The organism is Cloacibacillus porcorum (assembly GCF_001701045.1).
Taxonomy (GTDB): Bacteria; Synergistota; Synergistia; order Synergistales; family Synergistaceae; genus Cloacibacillus; species Cloacibacillus porcorum.
The window spans coordinates 3331423-3350513 of the sequence record NZ_CP016757.1 but is presented as its reverse complement, the minus strand read 5'-3'; the positions used below and the strand labels follow the sequence as shown (position 1 = coordinate 3350513).

The following is a 19091-nucleotide window of genomic DNA, read 5'->3' as shown; positions in this document are numbered from 1 at the left end:
TATCTGGAGTATGTTATGTATATCTTTGCAGTCAGCGGCCTCTCAAAGACGGGAAAGACAACTGTCGTGGAGGCAATGGTCCGCAGCTATTCCACTAAAGGTTTCAACGTAGCGACGATAAAGAACAGCGCCTGTAAAAACCTTACCGTGGAGAATTCGGGGGCGGATACCGCCCGTCACAGAGAGGCGGGGGCAGTTGCCACTATATTGAGAAGTCCGGATATAACGGCGATAGTGCGAAAAAAACAACTATCGCTGGAAGAGTTGCTGATTGGCATAGACTATGACATCGTAATACTGGAGGGCTTTGGCGCTCTTGATATTCCTAAAATAGTAACGGCAGCTTCGTTTGTTGACGCGGATACAAAATATACTCCAAACACATTTGCATTTTCCGGTAAGCTTGCCGCGTCAGCGGTAAGCTACCGGTCTCTTCCGGTAATCAACTGTTTTGAGGATACAGACAGACTGACGGAGCTGGCTTTGGATATGGCTTGGCGCGATCCGTTCATGATTGCGGGGCGCAGCGGAGGCGTATATTGAAGGCCTCCGCGGTTATCCTGGCTGGCGGCAGGAGCAGTCGGTTCGGCCGCGACAAAAGTCTGCTGAGGGTAAATAATGAGCTGCTTTTGGAACGTTCTCTGCGCAGATGGGGGGATATGTTCGACGAAGTCGTTATAGTAAGCGACAGCGGCTGTAAATTTGATATAGCCGGAGTTACCGAAGTGCGGGATATTTATCCTTGCAGAGGTCCGCTGGGTGGAGTTCACGCAGGGCTTACGGCTGTGCGCAACCAATGGATTTTTGTTGCCGCCTGTGATATGCCAAGTATAGAAAAAATTTTCATTCAGAGGCTTTTCGATGCGGTTTCCGGCGACAGCCGAGTAATTTTGCCATATCATAACGGGATCATCGAACCATTGTGTGCCCTATACCATATAGATTGTCTTCCTTTTGCGGAGAAGATGCTCTCTATGGATAGTAATTGTATCCTTGATATGTATGAGATGATCCCGGTTCATTATCTTGAGGCTGAAAACTGCTTCTTCAACATAAATTACCCTGAAGATGCCGATAGCGTTTGTACGGCAAAAGAAAATAGTTCGCGCAGATATAAGAGGCGGCTGCATATTTTTTGCGGAGAAAAGGGGCTCAGCTGACGATGAATGACACAGGTTTGATGCTAAATGGATTGGTAATAGGCAGAAAGTCAGGTATGGGAGAGGAAGGTTCCATCCATACCTACTCCAAACGCCTGTTTATGATAGGGGGAAGAGAATTATTCTCACTTGCCGGTAAAAAAGAAAATGACGCAAGATGGGGGCGGTGCTGGCGTTGGCGCAAATATTCCGCCCGCGAAGATCATGGCATGGTGGCGGAGCATAATTATCTGGCCGGAGGCCTTGATTTGAAGAGACTGCTTGATTTTGCCGGATTAAGCGAAGAGGAAAAGTGTGGAAGATTGGTCTTTGCCGCGCCGAATTACATGGCGGTAGTGGATCATCCTCTGAGCGGGCGTTATTTTTTCGATAAAAACGGACATAAGGATGAGACTCCGGCCATAATAGCGCTTGAAAGCATGCAAATAACAGCGGGCGGAACAACAATTGCTTCGAAGGCCCGGAAAATATACCCAAAACTTTTTTTCGGACAGCGAGATAGAGAGGAGATAAACCAGTGCTCTTTCGTTCACGGGCTATGCAGAATACAACCTGTGGATCTCCCGCCGGCGTTTACGCTGTATCTCGGACAAAGGCTGTGGATATCCCTAAGCCTTGCCGATCTTATTGTGAAAGGCTGCGAGCGCAGGATATATGACGGTGGTTCAGGTGGTTCTCATAGATGTTACGGGATCGACCTTTACACGCTGCTTGTCAGTTATGGTATCGATACAGAGCTTTCACAGGTATATGCGAAGGATGCGGCGGGTAAGCGGACGCAGCTTGGTCCCGTTGAAAAGGGCAGATATCTTTTGACCTGGTATTCTGCATATGAGACGAAAGAGGCTGTAATAGAGAACTACACGGATCTCAAGCTTTATGGGGACGGAATAATTCTTGATGATTTTATCTCACTGCATATGCCTCCCCGGATTTCTTCCGGCGGTCCCTTGCCGGTAAAGATGCCTTGGGGGACGGAAGCGGAAATATCCTCCGCTTCTTTCTATTGTGCCGTTGAGAGGGAAGATCAGCGGTACTATTATTATTTTTCACAGGAAGAGATGCGTAATCGATACGCTTTGAGCGAGGTTCGCTATCAGTACGATGACCACCAAGTGGAAAAGATAGTGAATTGCCGCGGGCTTTTGCTCTCAGATATGATGGACAGCCTCTGTGATGAGACAGGGAAAAGACTTGCCCTGCCGGAGGACTGGCAGATACAATATATGGAAGAGGATGCCTATCATACCGATACGCCGACCTATATTGACAGGTTATCCGATCTTCGCGGTTATAACAGAGCTCTTCTGGCCTTTGAAAAGAAGGAGTGCTTTGTCCGTCCCGACCGTTATCATGAAAACGAAGGGACCTTTCGCTCGCTTGAACTGCCCTCTGTCTATAGAAACGCGATGTCTGCGAACGAGGCGGCAGTAAAAGGGGTCATGGGGGTAATAATAAGGGAGCGGGCCTCAACATTAGCACCTAAGGGGTATAAGCTAATCCTCTTGAATGAAGGTGACGATGGTTCTGTCATCAAGGAGGCTGCGGTGAGGGGTGCCCTGGACGGGATGCGGATAGGAGTAAGGCCGCCGTGTCTCGCGCGGTTTGAAGCGGTGGATGTGAGCGGTCGTGTCCTGAATGTTGGTGAAGATGCGGCGGTGAGATTTTTGTACAGGGAGAAAGGATTTGTAGATGTCTCCGCGCAGGGCATCCGCCGGACGGTCTATGCGAGCAAGTTGAAAAGGTACCGCACGGTTATTCCGGAATCGCTTGGGGAGGTTGAGTCCTTAGTTTTGTCTGGTGACGCTCTGATCCTTTACGATGATAGCGACGTGATCGGTCGGCCTAAAAGGAATTTGTTCATCGATAAGCGCGGTATTGCGGATAAAACCACGCCATTTGGTTACGGCAATCTGGTCATGTACCGCTACGAGGGATGGTATTTGGAAGATTTTCTTAAACAGCTTGGTATTACATATATTGAATGTACCGCGGTGGACAAGGCCGGTATCAAGGTGCGACTTAGCGAAACTGGAGACTGCTTTGTCGCGTTTCGCCACAGTGAAAGCAAGGGGGTGCCGTACAATACGGCTGTCTATAAACGAAGGGCCACGGAGTATGCCCGCCCCAGGTTGGTAAGCGTCTATGACGGAGATACTATTATGAAAGATGTGGCCGAATTTATTGTGGGTTAGGCAGTATTTGGTATTCATACAAAAAATGAGTGCACAAAACGAAAAAAGGAAAGAGGCGGACTATAGTGTGACAGTCCGCCTTTTTGTCGTTATTTGCCTGTATCGCCGGGGACGTCCTGCGAGCCGCCGGTCATCATGTGGCAGCCTCCGAGCTGGTAGTAGAGGCACTTCTTTCCCGTACACGGATGGCAGCGCTCCATTTTGACCTCTATTTTGTGTTCGAGGGCTCCAAGGGCGGTAAAGGAACACTGCGATTTTCTCGGGCGCAGAAGGGAGTTGCCGCTGGCGCTGACGCCGATCATGCGCTCCGTCTCTCCGAGCGTTACGACCCGTTCCATGAGGTCCTGCCTCATGCTTCCCATACCGGGATAGAATTCGCCGTTGATGAATTTGCCGTCGGAGGCGGCGATATTTTCTTTGATCCACGTGATGAGTTCCGTGTGCATGTTGTAAAGCGCGATCGAACCGGCGACGTCAAGCAGAAAACCGGTCATAAGATTTCCTATGGAGGACATCATCTCGCTCGCCTCTTTTTCGAGCTCCGCGCCGATGGTCCATACCGCCATGACGACCTTGTCCACCGAGTCGTTGAGCGACAGGGTCTCCGTGCCGAAGGCGTCGGCCGCGGTTTCAAGGGGCAGCACCCGCATGACCGCCTGGGGGCTGAAAAATTTTTCATACCCCTCGTCCTTCCAGTAGTCGATGAATTTCAGGAGTGAGCGCAGGTGTTTATCTCCCATGGAGGCGTAAAATTTTTCCAGCGCGGAGAGGTCTACGTCAATGCCGGCACTCTCCGAAATATGGAAATCGTTCTCGCCGTAGGAGGAATGATAGATTTTTATGCTTTTCATCTCGTTCATCACATCACCGTCCGCCTAATATCAGAAGGACATCGCCTTCACGAAACGTTTCTGGAAATCAGGCAGGGAGGATAATTCGACGTATGACATCTTCTGCGCGGTCTCCTTTGTCCTCTCGTAAAATTTCTCGGAGGCGAGCGAGAGGCAGGCGCCGAGCCCCGAGGTGTTCTTTACGCCGTGTATCTTGGAGCGTTCGATGTCCGGTATCAGACCGACGCGCGCGGCGCTTTCAATGTCTATGTTGTTGCCGAACGCCCCAGCGAGACAGACCTCCGCGATCTTGTCCTTAGTGATTCCCACCTGTTCGAGCATCACCTCGACGCCCACCTTCACCGCGCCGACGGCGAGCTGTACCTCGCGGATGTCTTTCTGCGTCAGGTAGACGGGATGTTCTTCGTCCGTCAGGAGCAGGCGCACCATGCCGCTTTCGCTGCGCCCGAGCCGTGTCATGAAGCGCTCGTCGCGGCATTTTTCCGGGTATTCGAAGCGCCCGCTTTCATTTATGATCCCTTCGTTTAGCAGCAGGGCGATGGCGTCGATGAGTCCCGAGCCGCATAACCCCTTCGGCGCTTCGCCGCCGATGGTTTGACATTTGAGGAGGCCGTTTTCGAGGGTGACCTTGTCTATCGCCCCGACGCTGGCGCGCATGCCGTATTGTATCCTGGCCCCCTCCAGCGCCGGTCCCGCGGCCGTCGCGCAGCAGAACATCCCTTCGCTGCCGCCGATCACTATTTCGTTGTTGGTGCCGATGTCGACGAGCAGTCTTATTTTGTTCTGCCGGTCCATATCAAGGGCGGCGACGCCCGCGACGATGTCCGCTCCCACGTAGCCCGCGACGTTTGGTATCATCTTCACGATGCCCGCTTCGTTGATGTTTATGCCGACGGCGGAGGCCTTAAAGGGCGGCATCAGAAAGAATTCCGGCATGTAAGGGCTGTGGCCGATGCTCTTTGGCGAGACGCCGGCGAACAGATGTTCCATAACGGTATTTGCCGCGATCATTATTTCGGTTATATCTTCTTTGAAGATGCCGTTTCTTTTGGCCATCGTGCCGATGTTTTTATCCATTTCGCCGGTGAGCGTTCTCTGGATACGTTCCAGCGCTTCCGGCTGGCTTGAAGAATATGCTATTCTTGAGATGACGTCGTCTCCGAAGGCGACCTGGGGGTTTAGGAATGATATCCTGTCGACGACCTCATTGCCGGAGAGTGCCAGGAGATAGCATACGACGGTGGTTGTGCCGATGTCCACAGCGACCCCGTAGCCGCCGCAGTCCGGGGCCCATTCGGATATGTTACGTGAAAAGCCCTCAAGGATACTGTGCCCCGCGGATTTTACCCGATCCACAACATGTATGGTGCCGTTTTTTATAACTTTGGCACAGCACGACAGCCGAACGCCCTTTTCTATCTCCTCGGGCGTCAGAAGGTTTTCTTCGGTCTTGGTCAACGGAGCGAAGGGGTTCTCTTCTCCGGCCATTACCCGGCACTTGCCGCAGACTCCCGCGCCGCCGCAGTGCCGTCCGATCCTGACGCCTGCCGACGACGCGGCGTCCGCCGCGAGTTCGCCGCTGTGCGCCTCGGCCCTTATATTGTCTGGCATAAAGGTTATTGTGATCTTTTCGTCTGTCTCACCCACTACGACCACCCCTTTGCGAATAGGAGCGCTTCGTCGCTGATGGCTCCGTTTTTGTAATCCTCGAGGGATTCCTCTATTATTTTAAGCCCTTTTTCCGCTTCTTGGTCGCTTATGACGAGCGGCGGCTGGATTCTCAATACGTTGTCGCTGAGAAATGTCAGGATAAGCCCCTTTTCCCAGCAGCGGTAGCATATTTTCGCGCAGGCGTCCCTGTCGGGGCCGCCGTCCGCTTTTATTATTTCCTGCCCGATCGTCAGCCCCAGGCTGCGCGTCTCGCCGAGCAGAGGGTTCTCTCTTTTCATGGCGTTCAGCCGGCTGCATATGTTTCTCCCGAGTTTTGTGCTTCTCTCTATAAGCCGCTCGTCTTCTATGACTTCAATTGTCGCCAGCGCCGCTTTACAGCAGACTGCGTTTGCCGCGAGAGTGAAACAATGTCCCGGGTCTTTGAGCGAATCGGCGATCTCCGAACGCATGATGAGCGCGCTGAGCGGCATTCCCGAAGCGAGCGACTTGGATACCGCGATAATATCGGGCTCTATCCCAAAATGTTCTATCGCGAACCATTTGCCGGTACGTCCCATGCCCTGCTGGACTTCGTCTGAGACGAAGAGTATCCCATGTTCGCGGCAGAGCTCCGCGAGCGCCCGCACATAACGCGCCGGCGGGACTACGATGCCGATATCCCCTCCGACCGGCTCGATGATTACCGCCGCCACCTCTTCCGGCGGCAGATAGAGCGAGAAGGCTTTTTTTATCTCTTTGAGGCAGGCGAGCGAGCAGGTGGCGGGCTCTTCCTTCCAGGGACAGCGGCTGCAATGCGGATAGGGGAAATGGTGGAAGCCCGACAGCATCGGGCCGATGCCGCGGCGCATGTTGAGGCAGATTGCAGAGGCCGACAGCGCTCCGTAGGTGCAGCCGTGGTAGGCCGTCTGAAAAGTTATGATTTCGCTGCGTCCCGTGTATTTGCGCGCGAATTTTATCGCGCCGTCTATGGCGTCGGAGCCGGAGAGTCCGTAGGCGACCTTTTTCGGAAAATCTCCCGGCGTTATGGAGATCAGTTTTTCGGCGAGTTCCACTGATGATTCTTCGTACATGTAGCCGATGGTGTAACAGAGCAGCTTTTCCGCCTGCTCTTTTATCGCGGCGACGATGCGCGGATGGCAGGTGCCGGTGTTCAGCGAGGCGGCGCCTGCCGAGAAGTCAATGTATTCGTTGCCGTCGGCGTCTTTCAATAGTGCTCCGGCTCCGGAGGCGGCGGCGAATGGATAATATGGCGAACGTGACGAGGGCGAGATCGCCTTTTCATCACGGGCCACAACGGCGAGGGATTTCTGGATATTTTTCATCGGGCGGGACCTCCTTTTGACGGCCAGCCGTCAATTCGTAAAGATGATACTTAAATAGAGGACGAAGGCTTTTCTGGGCAAAGGCTTCGTCCTCGAAATGGTCGGGCTATGACGGAGAGAGGGGGAAGGGCGCACTGCCCCTCCACCCTCTTGATGTCGAAAAATATTATGCTTCGACTTCTTCCCTCGGGAATACGAGCGCGGTTCTCTTCTCGACCTTGTCAGCCTTGTCCTTACCCCAGTAGTTGCCTATGCCGAGATAGGAGAGGGCTATCGCGACGAATGGGTTGATATAGTTGAGGAAGCAGTATGGGGCGTATGCCAGAGTAGGAACGCCCAAGGCGCTCGACTGGAAGGCGCCGCATCCCGTCCAGGGGATGAGGACCGCCGTGAGCGTGCCGCAGTCTTCCAGCGTGCGCGAGAGCATACGCGGCGAAAGGTCGGTTCTCGCGACAGCGGATTTGAACATACGGCCGGGAACGACGATCGCGAGGTACTGGTCCCCGAGGAAGACGTTGCTTACGAAGCAGGAGGCGACAACGAGGCTTACGAAGCCGCCGACGGAGCGGACCTTGTAAAGCAGCGGGTTGAGCAGGACGGTGAGGTAGTTGCAGCTCTCCATTACGCCGCCGAGAACCAGGGCGATCATAATTAGGGAGAGGGACCACATCATGCTGTCCAGTCCGCCTCTGTTAAGGAGTTCTACGACCATGGAGCTGACCTCGTGCGCCATATCCGCGGAGACTCCGTGGATGCCGAGCTCGTTCATAAGGGCTGGCAGCGCCTCTACGCTTGTCTCCGAGAGCTTTGCGGCGATCGTTGACTCATATCCGTAATGGATGGCGCCCAGCGCCTCGGCGAGGGTCTTGCCCTGGAACATGGCGATACACGAAGCCGCAGCGGCGCCAGCGATCATACCGGGCAGCGCGGGGCATTTCATCATGACCAGGCCGAGAACGATAATTGGAGGCAGGGCCACGAAGATAGGATTGATCTGGAATTCCGCCGAGAGTATCTTCTGAAACGCCTCGATACGGCTTGCGTCAAAGGCTCCGTTTGCGCCGCCGGAGAAGGAGAATCCGAGGACGATCGTTATCACGACGACGATGAGATAAGAGGGGATCGTCGTCCACATCATCGCGCGGATATGGTCGAAGAGGTTAGAACCTGAGACCGCGGGGGCCAGATTCGTCGTATCGGAGAGGGGCGACATCTTATCGCCGAAATAGGCGCCGGAGATTATTACGCCGGCCGCGAGAGGGGCGGGGATGCCAAGTCCGGCGGCGATGCCGATAAGGGCGACGCCGATCGTGCCGCCGACTCCCCATGAGGCGCCGATGGCTACCGATACGATGGAGCAGATAATGAGCGTGGCGAAGAGGAAAATGCCGGGTGAGAGCACGTCGAATCCATAATAGATGAGACCGGGTACAACTCCGGCCTGTACCCACGAACCAACGAGCATGCCGATCGCGATGAGGATGAGAAGGGCGCCGATCGACGAAGATATGGCATTGCAGATGGAGATTTCCATCTCTTCCCAGGTTATGCCTACAATAAATTTGCCGACGAGAGCCGCCACCGCCGCGGCCACCGCGATCGGCACATGGGCGTCAAGGCCGAGGCCGAGCAATCCAAAACTTATGATTCCCGCGATACAGATGAAGGTCCCCAGGGCGACGGGGAAGGACGGTCTTTTTGTGCTGCTTTCCATATTTCTTATTCCTCCGCTTCTGTTTCTGGTTTTTGGTTCTGGTGCTTTTACTGCAATATATTAAAAAAGTTAATAAAACATCCAGCTGGCGGGATACCCCCGTAAGAACCGCCTGCTGCTTACGCCTGTTTTGAAGGCCAAGGCCGGGTGACCGCGGCCTTTAAAGGGCGCCCGTGCCGAAGCAGGGCGCCTCCTGTGGGTTACAGTCTCTTGTCTATCTCTTTGATAAGCGCGTCCGCCGTCGGCGTAATGTTGTCGAAGACGACCTCGTTGTTGATAAGAAGCGTCGGCAGCGTTGAGACGCCGAGTGACATCGTGCGCTTGATGCCGGCGGCGCTCTTGATCAGCGACTCGCGCCAGGAGAGTTTGTCTCCGTAGATCGGGGCCACGTTCTTTACAGCCTCGCACATATACTGGCAGGGAGCGCAGCCCTCCGAGTCGAGGGTGACTATCTCGATGAATACCTTGCCTGGCTCTATCTTCACGTCTTCGAATATGTCTCCCGACTCTTCGGCGCTGTTGAGCGCCTCTTCGAGCGACATGAAACCGGAGGTCTCCGAGGGCTCTTCGCCGGTCGCGGCATACTTGCCTACGGCCTCAAGGTTGTAGAACGGGGTGTCGTAGGGCAGGTCGCAGCCCGGTGAGAGGATATATCCGCGGCGGCCGCCGATCTCTATCCTCTTCTTAATATCCGCGACGCATTCGCGCGGAGAGCCGAAGAGCAGGGTCGTCGTCAGCGGAATGTTGCCTTCGAAGGAGACGTGATATTGATCGGCGAGGTCCTTGACGAACTGAAGATCGACCTGTTCGTCGAAGGCGATCGCGTCGGGCTTGCTCTTCATCATGAGTTCGATGTTCTTTGTCGCGTTGCCGCAGCAGAAGAGCGTGACGATGCCGCCCTTGCCGTGCACCTCGTCAATTACGGGTTTCACGTAGGGCGTGACGAAGGCCTCGAAGTGTTTCGGGGCGATCTGGCTTGTCATCGGGTCGACGACCGCCACGACATGCGCGCCGGTCTCCATATACCACTCGCCCATACGGCGCGTGATCTCGGCGCAGTATTCAAGAACCTTATGGGCCTCGTCCGGCTTTTTCATCATGTCCATGATGAAGGCCGAGCCGCGCAGATGGAGCGCGAGCGTAAAGGGTCCGCAGCAGAGTGCGAAGACGGCCTTCTCGTCGCCGACTTTTTCCACTAGTTTTCTCGTCGCCTCGAAGAACATTGGCAGACGGCCCTTATCCTTTGTAAACTCAGGCAGATCTTCCAGCGTTTTGCCCTGCGCGAGTACGTGCCCGGTAACCGCCGGCGGGTTGTTCTTGCTCCAGTGCAGAGCGCACCCGAGGACTTCGGCCTCGGCCTGCAGGTCAAATGCCGAGCAGACGCCGTCCGCATAATAACGTTCGGCGGCCGCGCTGACGGCCTTTACAAGAATATCTCCGTTCTTTAAAAGCTCTTCGGCGTTGGAGTCTACGAGCTTCGCCACATGGACGCCGGTGAAGGGAACCCACGGTACGCGGTCTACCTCTTCAAAACGCAGAGCCTTCAAAACTCTCTCTTTTCCGTTCATGTATTCACCCCGTTCATAGTATTTGAATGTTTATAGATGAAGAGGCGCTTGGGGCGCCTCTTCATCCGGCCGGACAGTGTTATTAATAGGCGTATTCGACGCCGAGTTTGCTGAGTTCGTCCCTCATGCGCTCATACTGGTCAAGGTATTCCTGACGCGGCGCGAGACGGTCCATATCGTAGACTTCCTGGATATGCTTGCCGTAGTTGTCGATGGGGATGAGTTTCTCGTACTTCTCCATGATCTTCTGGCAGATCTCTTCCGCTTTTGCCCTGCTCAGACGCATCTTGAAGGAGGCCTCATTGGTCTCATGGTAGAAGCGTGATTCGAGCGGCGTCGCCATGTCGGTGAACTTGTTGCGGCAGGTCGCGGCGCCCCACGGGTTGCCGCCCGAGGATTCAAGGGCGATGGCGTGGTTCGCGCACTCCCAGTAAAGCTGCTCCGTTCCGGGGCCGGCGTTCGCGAAGAGGTTGTTGAGGAAGATGAGGTTCGAGTTGCGTGACATCGCCTGGCTCAGTACGCTCTGGAGCCAGAGGAGCTCTCTGGTGGTCGTCGACTGCCACTTGAGATGGAAGGGGAAGTTCAGCGCCCAGCATGAACCGTAGAGGCACGCGCCTTCGATATTGTAAGCCGTCTGGAGGACGAGCGTGCCTTCGGTGCCGCCCGCGTGTCCGCCGAAGATGGCGCCGCAGAGGTTACCGAATACGTTGCCGTATGAACGGTAGTGGAGCGACTTGTTGAGCATCGCGTTGTTGGTCGTCATCTCCGTGAGGATGGAGACCATGCGGCCGTCGAGATGTGACTGGCGTACGCCCCAGACGGGGTTTCCCGCCGCGATCTGGGCCTGAGCCGATTCCGCGGTGCCGACGGAGACCGTCCAGACGTCGGGTCTGCCGACGAGGCGCTGGGCGTCTCTGAGGTTCATCGCGTGCTCCATCGCCGCCGCCACTTCGGTCGGGCTCTGGGAGGTCGCCTTGCGGCCCATGAAATCCTCAAGCAGAGGAGCGCAGAGACCGTCAAGAAGGGGTTCCTTCAGGTAAGCCATGCAGGCCTTCTTGTGGATGTCGGTGCTGAAGTTGGCGTCGGGGCTGAAGAGGTGGAAGGGACGGCGTTCCTTATCCTCTACCGCGCGGACCTGGAGCCAGCGCTGATCATGGCCGGCGCCGATCATATACTTGGGGCGCTTTGTGTAGAGCACTTCGTTGACTTCGCGCTCCGTAAACTTCATAACGCGGTGGGTATCCTGGTTATACACGCCGACTGATACGAAGAAGTCCTTCGCGGCCTCCCATACTCTGTCGGCGAGGTCGTCGTCCTGGTTGACGATCGTCTTTCCGTCGTACTTGATGTTGTGCTCTTTAACGACCCTTCTCATGTTGGGGATGAAGCTCTTGATCATCCACTCTCCCTGGTCCTTGTAGAACGGGCCGTCATCGGCCTTCGCGAATACTTCCCACATTCTGAATGTTGACATTGTCTATTCCCCCATTATCCTGATATTAAAAACTATCCGAGAAGCTTCTTAAGTTTCGCCGCGCACTCGAAGGCGTCGAAGGACCATACGTCGGCGCCGATGCGCTCGGCCCATTCGACTGAGGTCGGGGCTCCGCCTACGCAGACGAGGTACTTGCCCTTCTCTCCGGCATCCTTAACGAGCTTGATGAACTCTTCCTGTCCGGGCATCGTCGTGGTCATCAGGGCGGAGAGACCGACTACGTCGGCCTTTTCCTTGCGGGCCGCGTCGAGGTACGCTACAGGGTCCACATCCGCGCCGAGGTCGACGACGTTGAATCCGTTGGCCTGGAGGACTATGCCGACGATGTTCTTTCCTATGTCGTGATAGTCGCCCTTGACTGTGCCGATGATCACCGTCTTGGCCGCGGTGCCGTCGGTGGCGGCGACAAGGTGTTCTTTCAGGACGGACATGATCTGCATAAAGGCGTCGCCCGCGATCATCAGGTCGGGAAGGAATACTTCAAAGTTTTCAAACTTCTGTCCGAGTATGCCCATCTCTTCGGTAAGACCGTTCATGACCTCCTGTGCAGCCGTGCCTTTGGCGAGTAAATCGTTTACAAGGGCGACCGCCGCATCTCCATCACCATCAACCATATACTGGCGAACCTGTGCTATTGACATAGTTACTACCTCCGTCTTTCTTTGATTTAGTTTTTTTGTTTGCAACTTGAATTTCACTTGATGGGTACAAGATACCACCCCTCTGCAAAAGGGATGCAAAAACTATTCCGACCTATTCTTGAATGATTTTGAAAATATGAAAAAACACTCAGATAAGTTTTACATTTATTTTATTGAGCGGAGTATAAAGACGGCAGATCTTATCGTATATCACCGTAAAAAGGGTACGGCTTTTTTAGAGCCGTACCCTTTTTGATGGGCCGCGATATTTATAGACCTATATCCTATGCGCTATGCCTTTGCGAAATCGTCTTTTATCTCCTGCAGCAGCCGCGGTTCTTTGAGAATGTCAGCGCCAACTCCGGCCATGCACTCGATGATCTTATACATTTGTTCTATCGCGTAAGGTTCGTCGACGTCCTTTAAAAATTCTAGGGTATGCTCATCAGAGTCAGGGCGGACCATCTTCATAAATGGGTGAATGGAGGGGACCTCCTGACTCACGTTGCCCATATCGGTACAGCCGCCGGTGCTGAACTCCTCCACATATTCCGTAATACCAACCTCGTGCAGATGTTTTTTGAAGAGCTCTATCATCACCCCGTTGTTTTTCATGCAGGCTATCGGCGGTTCGAACATCTCTATGTCTACCGTACAGCCGGCGGCCTGTGCCGCCGCGTGCGCGATACCGAGGACCTTATCCACGAGTCCACGGAAATAGTTGAGGTTTTCGTGGCGTATCTCGACGCGCAGCGCCGCCGTATCGGGAATGATATTCACCGCAGCGCCGCCGTTTGTGATTATCATGTGCACGCGCGAACCATCGAGCGTCTGCTGCCTTAAAAGGCCGACGGAGTTATAGAATATCACCGCGGCATCAAGCGCGTTGACGCCGTTTTCCGGCGAACCCGCCGCGTGCGAGGCGCGTCCGTGAAAGGTGATGTCGTAACCTTCAAGATTGACCATGTTGGAGGTGAGGGCGGAAAATTTCATCGGATGCACCATCATGGCCACGTCCGCCTTTTTGAGCCAGCCCTCCCGTAAAAGTCCGGGCTTACCTCTGCCAGTCTCCTCCGCCGGACTTCCGAAGAGATAGACGCTTCCATTCAGCTCTTCAAGCATTTCCGCCAGCACGACCGCGGTTCCGAAGCCCATGGCGCCGATGAGGTTATGCCCGCAGGCGTGTCCCATTCCCGGCAGGGCGTCGTATTCGGCCATGATCCCGATACTTGGCCCCGCGCCGCTGCTCTTATGGGCTACGAAGGCGGTCGGCAGGCCCGCGATATCGCTTTCGACTGTGAAATTCTCCCGCCGCAGGAGCGTAATAAACTTTTCCTTCGCTTTGAATTCCTCCATCTCGATCTCCGGGTTGTTATAGAGGAATTTTTCCAATTCCAGGATAGAATCCTTCTTTGTCTCCAAAATTTCGGTAATGTTTTTCAATTAAGACACACCTCCTGAGATCCCCGTTTAGAAGGGACCGTAATTTATCGAGACTGCGACCGCTATCAGCGCGACCGCGATTATCGTGACATAAAGGCAGTAGGGAGCGAAAAATTTCCACCACCGGTTGATCGGAACGCCTGAGACGGCGCAGAGTGTGGCGCAGGCCGTGGGCCAGAAGATGTTGGAAAATCCGTCTCCGAACTGGAAGGTCAGCACGGCGATCTGGCGGTTGATACCCAGAAGGTCGGCAAGCGGTATCATGAGCGGCATCGAGGTGACGGCCTGACCGCTGCCGGAGGGGATGAACAGATTCAGCAGCGTCTGGAATCCGAACATGGCCTCCGCCGCGACGACCTTAGGCATGTCGCTGAGGCTGTTGGAGAAATAATAACAGACGGTGTCAATTATCTGTCCCTTCTGCAGCACGACGAGGATGGCGCGGGATAGACCGATGACGAAGGCCGCGAAGAGGATGTTCTTTGAGATGTCGACAAAGGCTTCGCAGGTTTCGTTGATACTCTGTTTGTTGACGGCGCCGATGACGAACATCATAACGATAAAGATCGCTGAAAGTTCCGAGAAGTACCAGCCGTATTTGATCGCGCCGTAGGCGAAGATGAAAACGGTTGAGAAGCAGAGTACCAGCGATATCTTATGTCTTGTACTAAAATCCTTGCCCGCGAGTTCGGAAGATGAGGAGGTTGATAAAAAGGGGAACTCTACGCCGTAGACGTAGCTTTTTGTAGGGTCGGCCTTTACCATGCGGCCATAGCGGCACATATAGGTGAGGAAGAACGACATGAAACACAAATAGCAGATCCAGCGAAAGGCCATGCCGGAAAACAGCGGCAGTTCGCCGATGGTCTGCGCGATGGCGACGGTGTATGGGTTGATCGAGGCCGCCGCGTATCCCGTCGCCATGCCTCCGAGGACCGTAATGGCGCCGTAGAAGGGGTCGTAGCCCAGCGCGACGCCAAGGCTCATCACCACCGGAACGAAGCCGTACGTCTCTTCATATATTCCAAAGGCCGCCCCCATCAGTGAAAATATGATGGCGATCAGCGGCATCGCGTAATGGTCTTTGTCTTTGAGCTTCCGTATCATAGCGCCGACGCCGGCGTCGAAGGCGCCGACCTTGATCAGCATCACCATAAAACCATAGGAGAAAAAGGTGAAGAAGATGATGTTCGCCGCGTCTACCATTCCCTCATAGATCGACATGACCATCTGTGGCAGGCTGACCGGCGTGTGCGGAAGCAGTTTGAAAGTTCCAGGCACGACCAGCGTCCTGCCGGTAGCTTCGTCGAAGGCGCGCTCAAAGCTCCCCGAGGGGATCAGCCAGGTGAGCGCCGTAGCCAGCATAATAAAGATCGAAATTACAACAAACGTATTGGGCATGGAAAACTTTCTTTTTGCACTCTTTTCTTCCACTTAAATCACTCCTTCAAGCATAATAATTTTCACAAGGCGGCAGTAACGCGGGGTGGTGTTAAAAGCTGGTTGGCTGGGTGGCAGGGCATCATCTCGGTTCTGACGGCGTATTCTAATAATAATTATGCATAATTTATTTATATTAATTTATATTTAATGTGCAAAATTAATATTAGTACTTTGAAGGGTAGCATCGAACTGTAAAAACCATGCAAAATAATGAACTTTTACGTTTTAAAGATGGAATAATTAAAATTTGTGTTACGAGCTTTTTTGCATTTTTTTTGACCTCCGGAAATATAATGAATAAGAATTCTTTCTGATGCACAAGATTTAACTGAGTTTATAATTTGAGTGTCTTTTTGCACATTTGCGGATATTTTTCTTATTATGAAAAATGATATAAAATAAAGTAAGCACCATTAAATCATTATAAAATTATTTTTAAATAAAATATAAAAGATATTACACGATAATAATTATAGATACCCAGGAGAGATGATATGAAATTTAAGGCTCGTTTTCTCGGAACGCCGGAACTTTTCATCGATGGGACGCCTCATATTTTCCCGTTTAAAAAGGCGCAGATACTGGCGCTGATGCTGATTGAGGAAAAGACTCTGTCTAAGGATAAGATCTGCGAATATCTGTGGGCCGACAAAACGATGGAAAAGGCGCGCCGGAATCTGAGCAACGCGCTGAGCCATATAAAGAAAATCCTGCCTGTGAATCTCAGCAGCGGAGGTTCCGTCGTTCTTGACGCAAAATTCAAGATAGAACGCGACATAGACCTTCTGCCTCGTATAGACTCTCTCGGCTGGCCCGAGATCTCGGGACTCTGCAGCCCCTTTTTTGATATCGCGGAGATAGACGACTGGGCCTCCTTCAGCGACTGGCTGCTGCCGAAGAGACAGCATTATCATAACATGCTTGTGCGTAATCTTAAAAAACGGGCGCAGGCGCAGCTGGCCGGTTTTGCAGAAAGCCGCTTTGACGACGCCATACTATGCTATGAAAAACTTACGGAGTGCGAGCCCTATGATGAAAAGATACATGGAGAGCTGGTGCGGCTCTATATAAAAACCAACCAGAAGATCAAGGCCGTTGACATGGCCCGCTCCTTCTCCGCGCGTATAGAGAGCGACTTCGGCATCGAAGCCAACCTTTCCGATATCTCGACGCTGATGAGGCGAAAGAAAGAGACTCCCAACATCAGGGCGTCGGCTCATAACAGCGAGGAGAGTCCGCTGGCCCGCAACGATGAGATCCTGCGGATGCTCGATTTCTTTTCCGGCGCGGTGCCGGGCCGCTCCCTCTGCGGCTTGGTTTGGGGCGAACAGGGGATCGGCAAGACGGTATTTGTGAACGAGATCATCTCCTGTCTCACGGAAAGAGGGTGGGAATGCTTCTCTGTCGACTGCTGGCAGGAGGAGAAGTCGTATCCGCTGGCTCCCGTCATGCGTCTTCTGAAATCCCTCCATATCTCTCCCGCACAGCAGGAGAATATCAAATCGCTCTCCGAGCTCAGCTACTCCTATATCGCTGACCTTATCTACCAGCGCACCGCCGAGACCGCGGAGGGGGTACACCGCCTGCTCGTGATCGAGAACATCCAGTGGATGGATGACGCATCTTGGAACATCATCGAATCGCTGATGTGCGACAACAGCGCGCCGCGCCACATGCTCGTCACCGGCTTCGAGGAGATCCGCTCGGCCTTTATGCTGCGCACGGCGCTCGCGGACGAACCTTTTGAAAAGTTTGAGATAACGCTGCGGAGATTCAACCTTGAGGAGACGGGCCGCATCTGCCATGAGATGGCTCCTGACGAGGAATGGTCCAACGAACGGATACACGACGTCTATATGCAGACGGAGGGTAATCCCTTCTTCATCAAAGAACTGCTGAAATATAAGCTGGACGGCATAATCGACGGCGCCGCCCCCTATAAGAACGCCTATCTGTCGATGATAGAGCTTCTCGACGAAAACGAAAGGCTTTTTCTTGAGGCGATCGCCGTCTGTCCCGAGTGCGCCTCAATGAAAGAGATCTCACGGGTATTGGAGATATCGCCGCTGCAGGTCTCTAAATTTTTCAACAACCTCAGACTGCACGGTTTCCTGCGCGAGCAGGAGTCCGGCGAGGGCGACGTGCTTTACTATTTTACCCATACGAAGATACGCGAGGCGCTTCTTGATGGGATGTCCGTCTCCCGCAAGGTGGCGCTCCACGCGAAAAATATGGAGATACTCGAAGCGCTGACGCCGCCCGTTCTCCAGTACCGCCATAAGAAGATATGCTCCCGGCTCTACTATCACTGCCACGAGGCGAAGCTGACGGAGAGAGAGCTTTTCTGGCGCATACGCGAGCTTGAGCTGCACTTTATGGCCGTTCACGAGGTGTTCCCGACGCTTGTCGACCAGGACCTTATGCACTATATCCCCACCGCCGAAGACGTCAATTACACGCAGAAGGCGCTGGCCGACGCCTGGGAGATAATGAACCGCCTCTTCCGCACTGAGGGCGGCAGCCCCGGCCTTCTGCGCATGGAGCGCGACCTCTATATTTTAAAGGGTGGTTATCTGTGGTGGAGCGGACGCTATGACGACGCCGACTATATGCTGCGCGGCGCCGTGCGCAAGGCGATGGCCATCGGTGAGCCGGAGCCGGTGATAAAGGCCGGCGTACAGATGTGTTACCTCGCGATCCAGCGTGACGACGCTAAGCGCCTCTCCTTCTGCGCGGAAAAGCTCTACAAATACGCAAAAAAGGCCGGTTACCGCCACTGGGAGGGGATCGCGCTGCGCTTCATCGCCATCGCGCGGATACTTGCGGGACGCCATGACGAGGTTGAAAAATATCTGCTGATGTCGACGCTGGTCTTTGAAAAACTTGAGGAAAAGGGGCAGAATTACACCGTCTGTCTCATTGCCGCCGAACACTTCCGCGGTGACTGGAAGCTCGCCCAGGGTAAGATCGAGGAGGCGCTCTCATTTTACGAAAACTGCGTCAATATCGGAGAATCGGTGGCGCTGTTCCGGGCCCTGGGGCTCTCACTCGCGAAGGCGGCCTTCTGCCTCATGCTGCTCGGAAGATATAAAGAGGCCGAGGTTTACCTGCAGCGTATGGGCAAGATCTGCAACATCATGCACACGGACTGGGAAGACGGTCTCCAGGGCGGCGGGATCGCTTTCAGCCTCATGGGGCTGATAAACTCCCTTAAAAAAGACTGGTACCACGCAGGCATCTGTTTCACAGTGGCTAAACGGCTTGTGAGCGAAACGCGGCGTCCCATCTGGCAGGCGACGCTTTACTGGGCGAAGCTGGAACTTTTCAAAATGCGCGGCGATATGCCGCGCGAATTTGCGGAAAGCGTGCTGAAGCACTCGCAGGAGTGGTATGAAGAGCAGCTCGAACTGCTTAGACATAAGGTCGGCTGGATAAAAAGGGACGAGCGGTAAAGGTGTTCTGATACTAAAAAAGCCAGATCATTTTACAGGCGTATACTTAAAATGAATGGCCCGCGAGGGAAAGTGTCTCGTCCCAGCGGGCCTTTTCCGATATCTAAACGAATATAATGAATGATATGTGATAGGG

13 protein-coding genes are annotated in these 19091 nt (G+C 53.9%); 4 read left to right on the top strand and 9 right to left on the bottom strand.

Translation table 11 applies throughout. The annotated features are described in order from the left end of the window. The first annotated feature begins 15 nt into the window (after positions 1-15). From mobB to BED41_RS14945, 3 genes are read left to right on the top strand one after another with little or no spacing between them, the layout of a single operon-like run. Complete coding sequence (gene mobB / locus BED41_RS14955) at positions 16-543, top strand: molybdopterin-guanine dinucleotide biosynthesis protein B (RefSeq protein ID WP_066748159.1); 528 nt, start codon at positions 16-18, stop codon at positions 541-543. After that, positions 540-1160: a molybdenum cofactor guanylyltransferase gene (gene mobA / locus BED41_RS14950; protein WP_066748157.1), complete on the top strand. Its 621-nt coding sequence runs from the start codon at positions 540-542 to the stop codon at positions 1158-1160. The genes mobB and mobA overlap by 4 nt, the downstream gene beginning before the upstream one ends. A gap of 2 nt (positions 1161-1162) precedes the next feature. Beyond that, on the top strand, positions 1163-3355 hold the full coding sequence (locus BED41_RS14945; protein WP_066748154.1) for a hypothetical protein: 2193 nt from the start codon (positions 1163-1165) through the stop codon (positions 3353-3355). Between the two features lie 89 nt (positions 3356-3444). Here the strand turns inward: BED41_RS14945 and BED41_RS14940 are convergent, their stop codons facing one another. From BED41_RS14940 to BED41_RS14900, 9 genes are all read right to left on the bottom strand, one after another. After that, positions 3445-4215 carry a hypothetical protein gene (locus BED41_RS14940; RefSeq protein WP_066748152.1) on the bottom strand — a complete coding sequence of 257 codons (771 nt, stop codon included), beginning with the start codon at positions 4213-4215 and terminating at the stop codon, positions 3445-3447. A gap of 21 nt (positions 4216-4236) precedes the next feature. After that, the gene (locus BED41_RS14935; protein ID WP_066748149.1) at positions 4237-5853 is read right to left on the bottom strand and encodes an ASKHA domain-containing protein; all 1617 of its coding nucleotides are present in this window, start codon (positions 5851-5853) and stop codon (positions 4237-4239) included. After that, on the bottom strand, positions 5853-7199 hold the full coding sequence (locus BED41_RS14930; protein ID WP_066748147.1) for an aminotransferase class III-fold pyridoxal phosphate-dependent enzyme: 1347 nt from the start codon (positions 7197-7199) through the stop codon (positions 5853-5855). The genes BED41_RS14935 and BED41_RS14930 overlap by 1 nt, the downstream gene beginning before the upstream one ends. 166 nt (positions 7200-7365) lie before the next feature. After that, positions 7366-8913 carry a Na+/H+ antiporter NhaC gene (nhaC, locus tag BED41_RS14925; RefSeq protein WP_066748144.1) on the bottom strand — a complete coding sequence of 516 codons (1548 nt, stop codon included), beginning with the start codon at positions 8911-8913 and terminating at the stop codon, positions 7366-7368. Between the two features lie 200 nt (positions 8914-9113). After that, positions 9114-10481 (bottom strand): uroporphyrinogen decarboxylase family protein, encoded by a 1368-nt coding sequence (locus tag BED41_RS14920; RefSeq protein ID WP_066748143.1) that lies wholly within the window; start codon positions 10479-10481, stop codon positions 9114-9116. A gap of 82 nt (positions 10482-10563) precedes the next feature. Further along, entirely contained in the window at positions 10564-11955 is a 1392-nt protein-coding gene (locus BED41_RS14915) for a monomethylamine:corrinoid methyltransferase (protein ID WP_066748142.1), read from the bottom strand. A gap of 32 nt (positions 11956-11987) precedes the next feature. Beyond that, positions 11988-12617 carry a cobalamin B12-binding domain-containing protein gene (locus tag BED41_RS14910; protein ID WP_066748141.1) on the bottom strand — a complete coding sequence of 210 codons (630 nt, stop codon included), beginning with the start codon at positions 12615-12617 and terminating at the stop codon, positions 11988-11990. Between the two features lie 291 nt (positions 12618-12908). Continuing rightward, positions 12909-14060: a M20 family metallopeptidase gene (locus BED41_RS14905; protein ID WP_066748138.1), complete on the bottom strand. Its 1152-nt coding sequence runs from the start codon at positions 14058-14060 to the stop codon at positions 12909-12911. 27 nt (positions 14061-14087) lie between these two features. Next, positions 14088-15494: a YfcC family protein gene (locus BED41_RS14900; RefSeq protein WP_066748135.1), complete on the bottom strand. Its 1407-nt coding sequence runs from the start codon at positions 15492-15494 to the stop codon at positions 14088-14090. 503 nt (positions 15495-15997) lie between these two features. Between BED41_RS14900 and BED41_RS14895 the strand changes: the two genes are divergently transcribed. Beyond that, positions 15998-18955: an ATP-binding protein gene (locus tag BED41_RS14895; protein WP_066748133.1), complete on the top strand. Its 2958-nt coding sequence runs from the start codon at positions 15998-16000 to the stop codon at positions 18953-18955. The last annotated feature ends 136 nt before the right edge of the window (positions 18956-19091 follow it).

Excerpts from the sequence above, each read along its gene's own strand:
- mobB (WP_066748159.1), top strand. The coding sequence starts at position 16 with ATGTATATCTTTGCAGTCAGCGGCCTCTCAAAGACGGGAAAGACAACT.
- BED41_RS14945 (WP_066748154.1), top strand. The coding sequence starts at position 1,163 with ATGAATGACACAGGTTTGATGCTAAATGGATTGGTAATAGGCAGAAAG.
- BED41_RS14940 (WP_066748152.1), bottom strand. The coding sequence starts at position 4,215 with ATGAACGAGATGAAAAGCATAAAAATCTATCATTCCTCCTACGGCGAG.
- BED41_RS14930 (WP_066748147.1), bottom strand. The coding sequence starts at position 7,199 with ATGAAAAATATCCAGAAATCCCTCGCCGTTGTGGCCCGTGATGAAAAG.
- nhaC (WP_066748144.1), bottom strand. The coding sequence starts at position 8,913 with ATGGAAAGCAGCACAAAAAGACCGTCCTTCCCCGTCGCCCTGGGGACC.
- BED41_RS14920 (WP_066748143.1), bottom strand. The coding sequence starts at position 10,481 with ATGAACGGAAAAGAGAGAGTTTTGAAGGCTCTGCGTTTTGAAGAGGTA.
- BED41_RS14915 (WP_066748142.1), bottom strand. The coding sequence starts at position 11,955 with ATGTCAACATTCAGAATGTGGGAAGTATTCGCGAAGGCCGATGACGGC.
- BED41_RS14910 (WP_066748141.1), bottom strand. The coding sequence starts at position 12,617 with ATGTCAATAGCACAGGTTCGCCAGTATATGGTTGATGGTGATGGAGAT.
- BED41_RS14895 (WP_066748133.1), top strand. The coding sequence starts at position 15,998 with ATGAAATTTAAGGCTCGTTTTCTCGGAACGCCGGAACTTTTCATCGAT.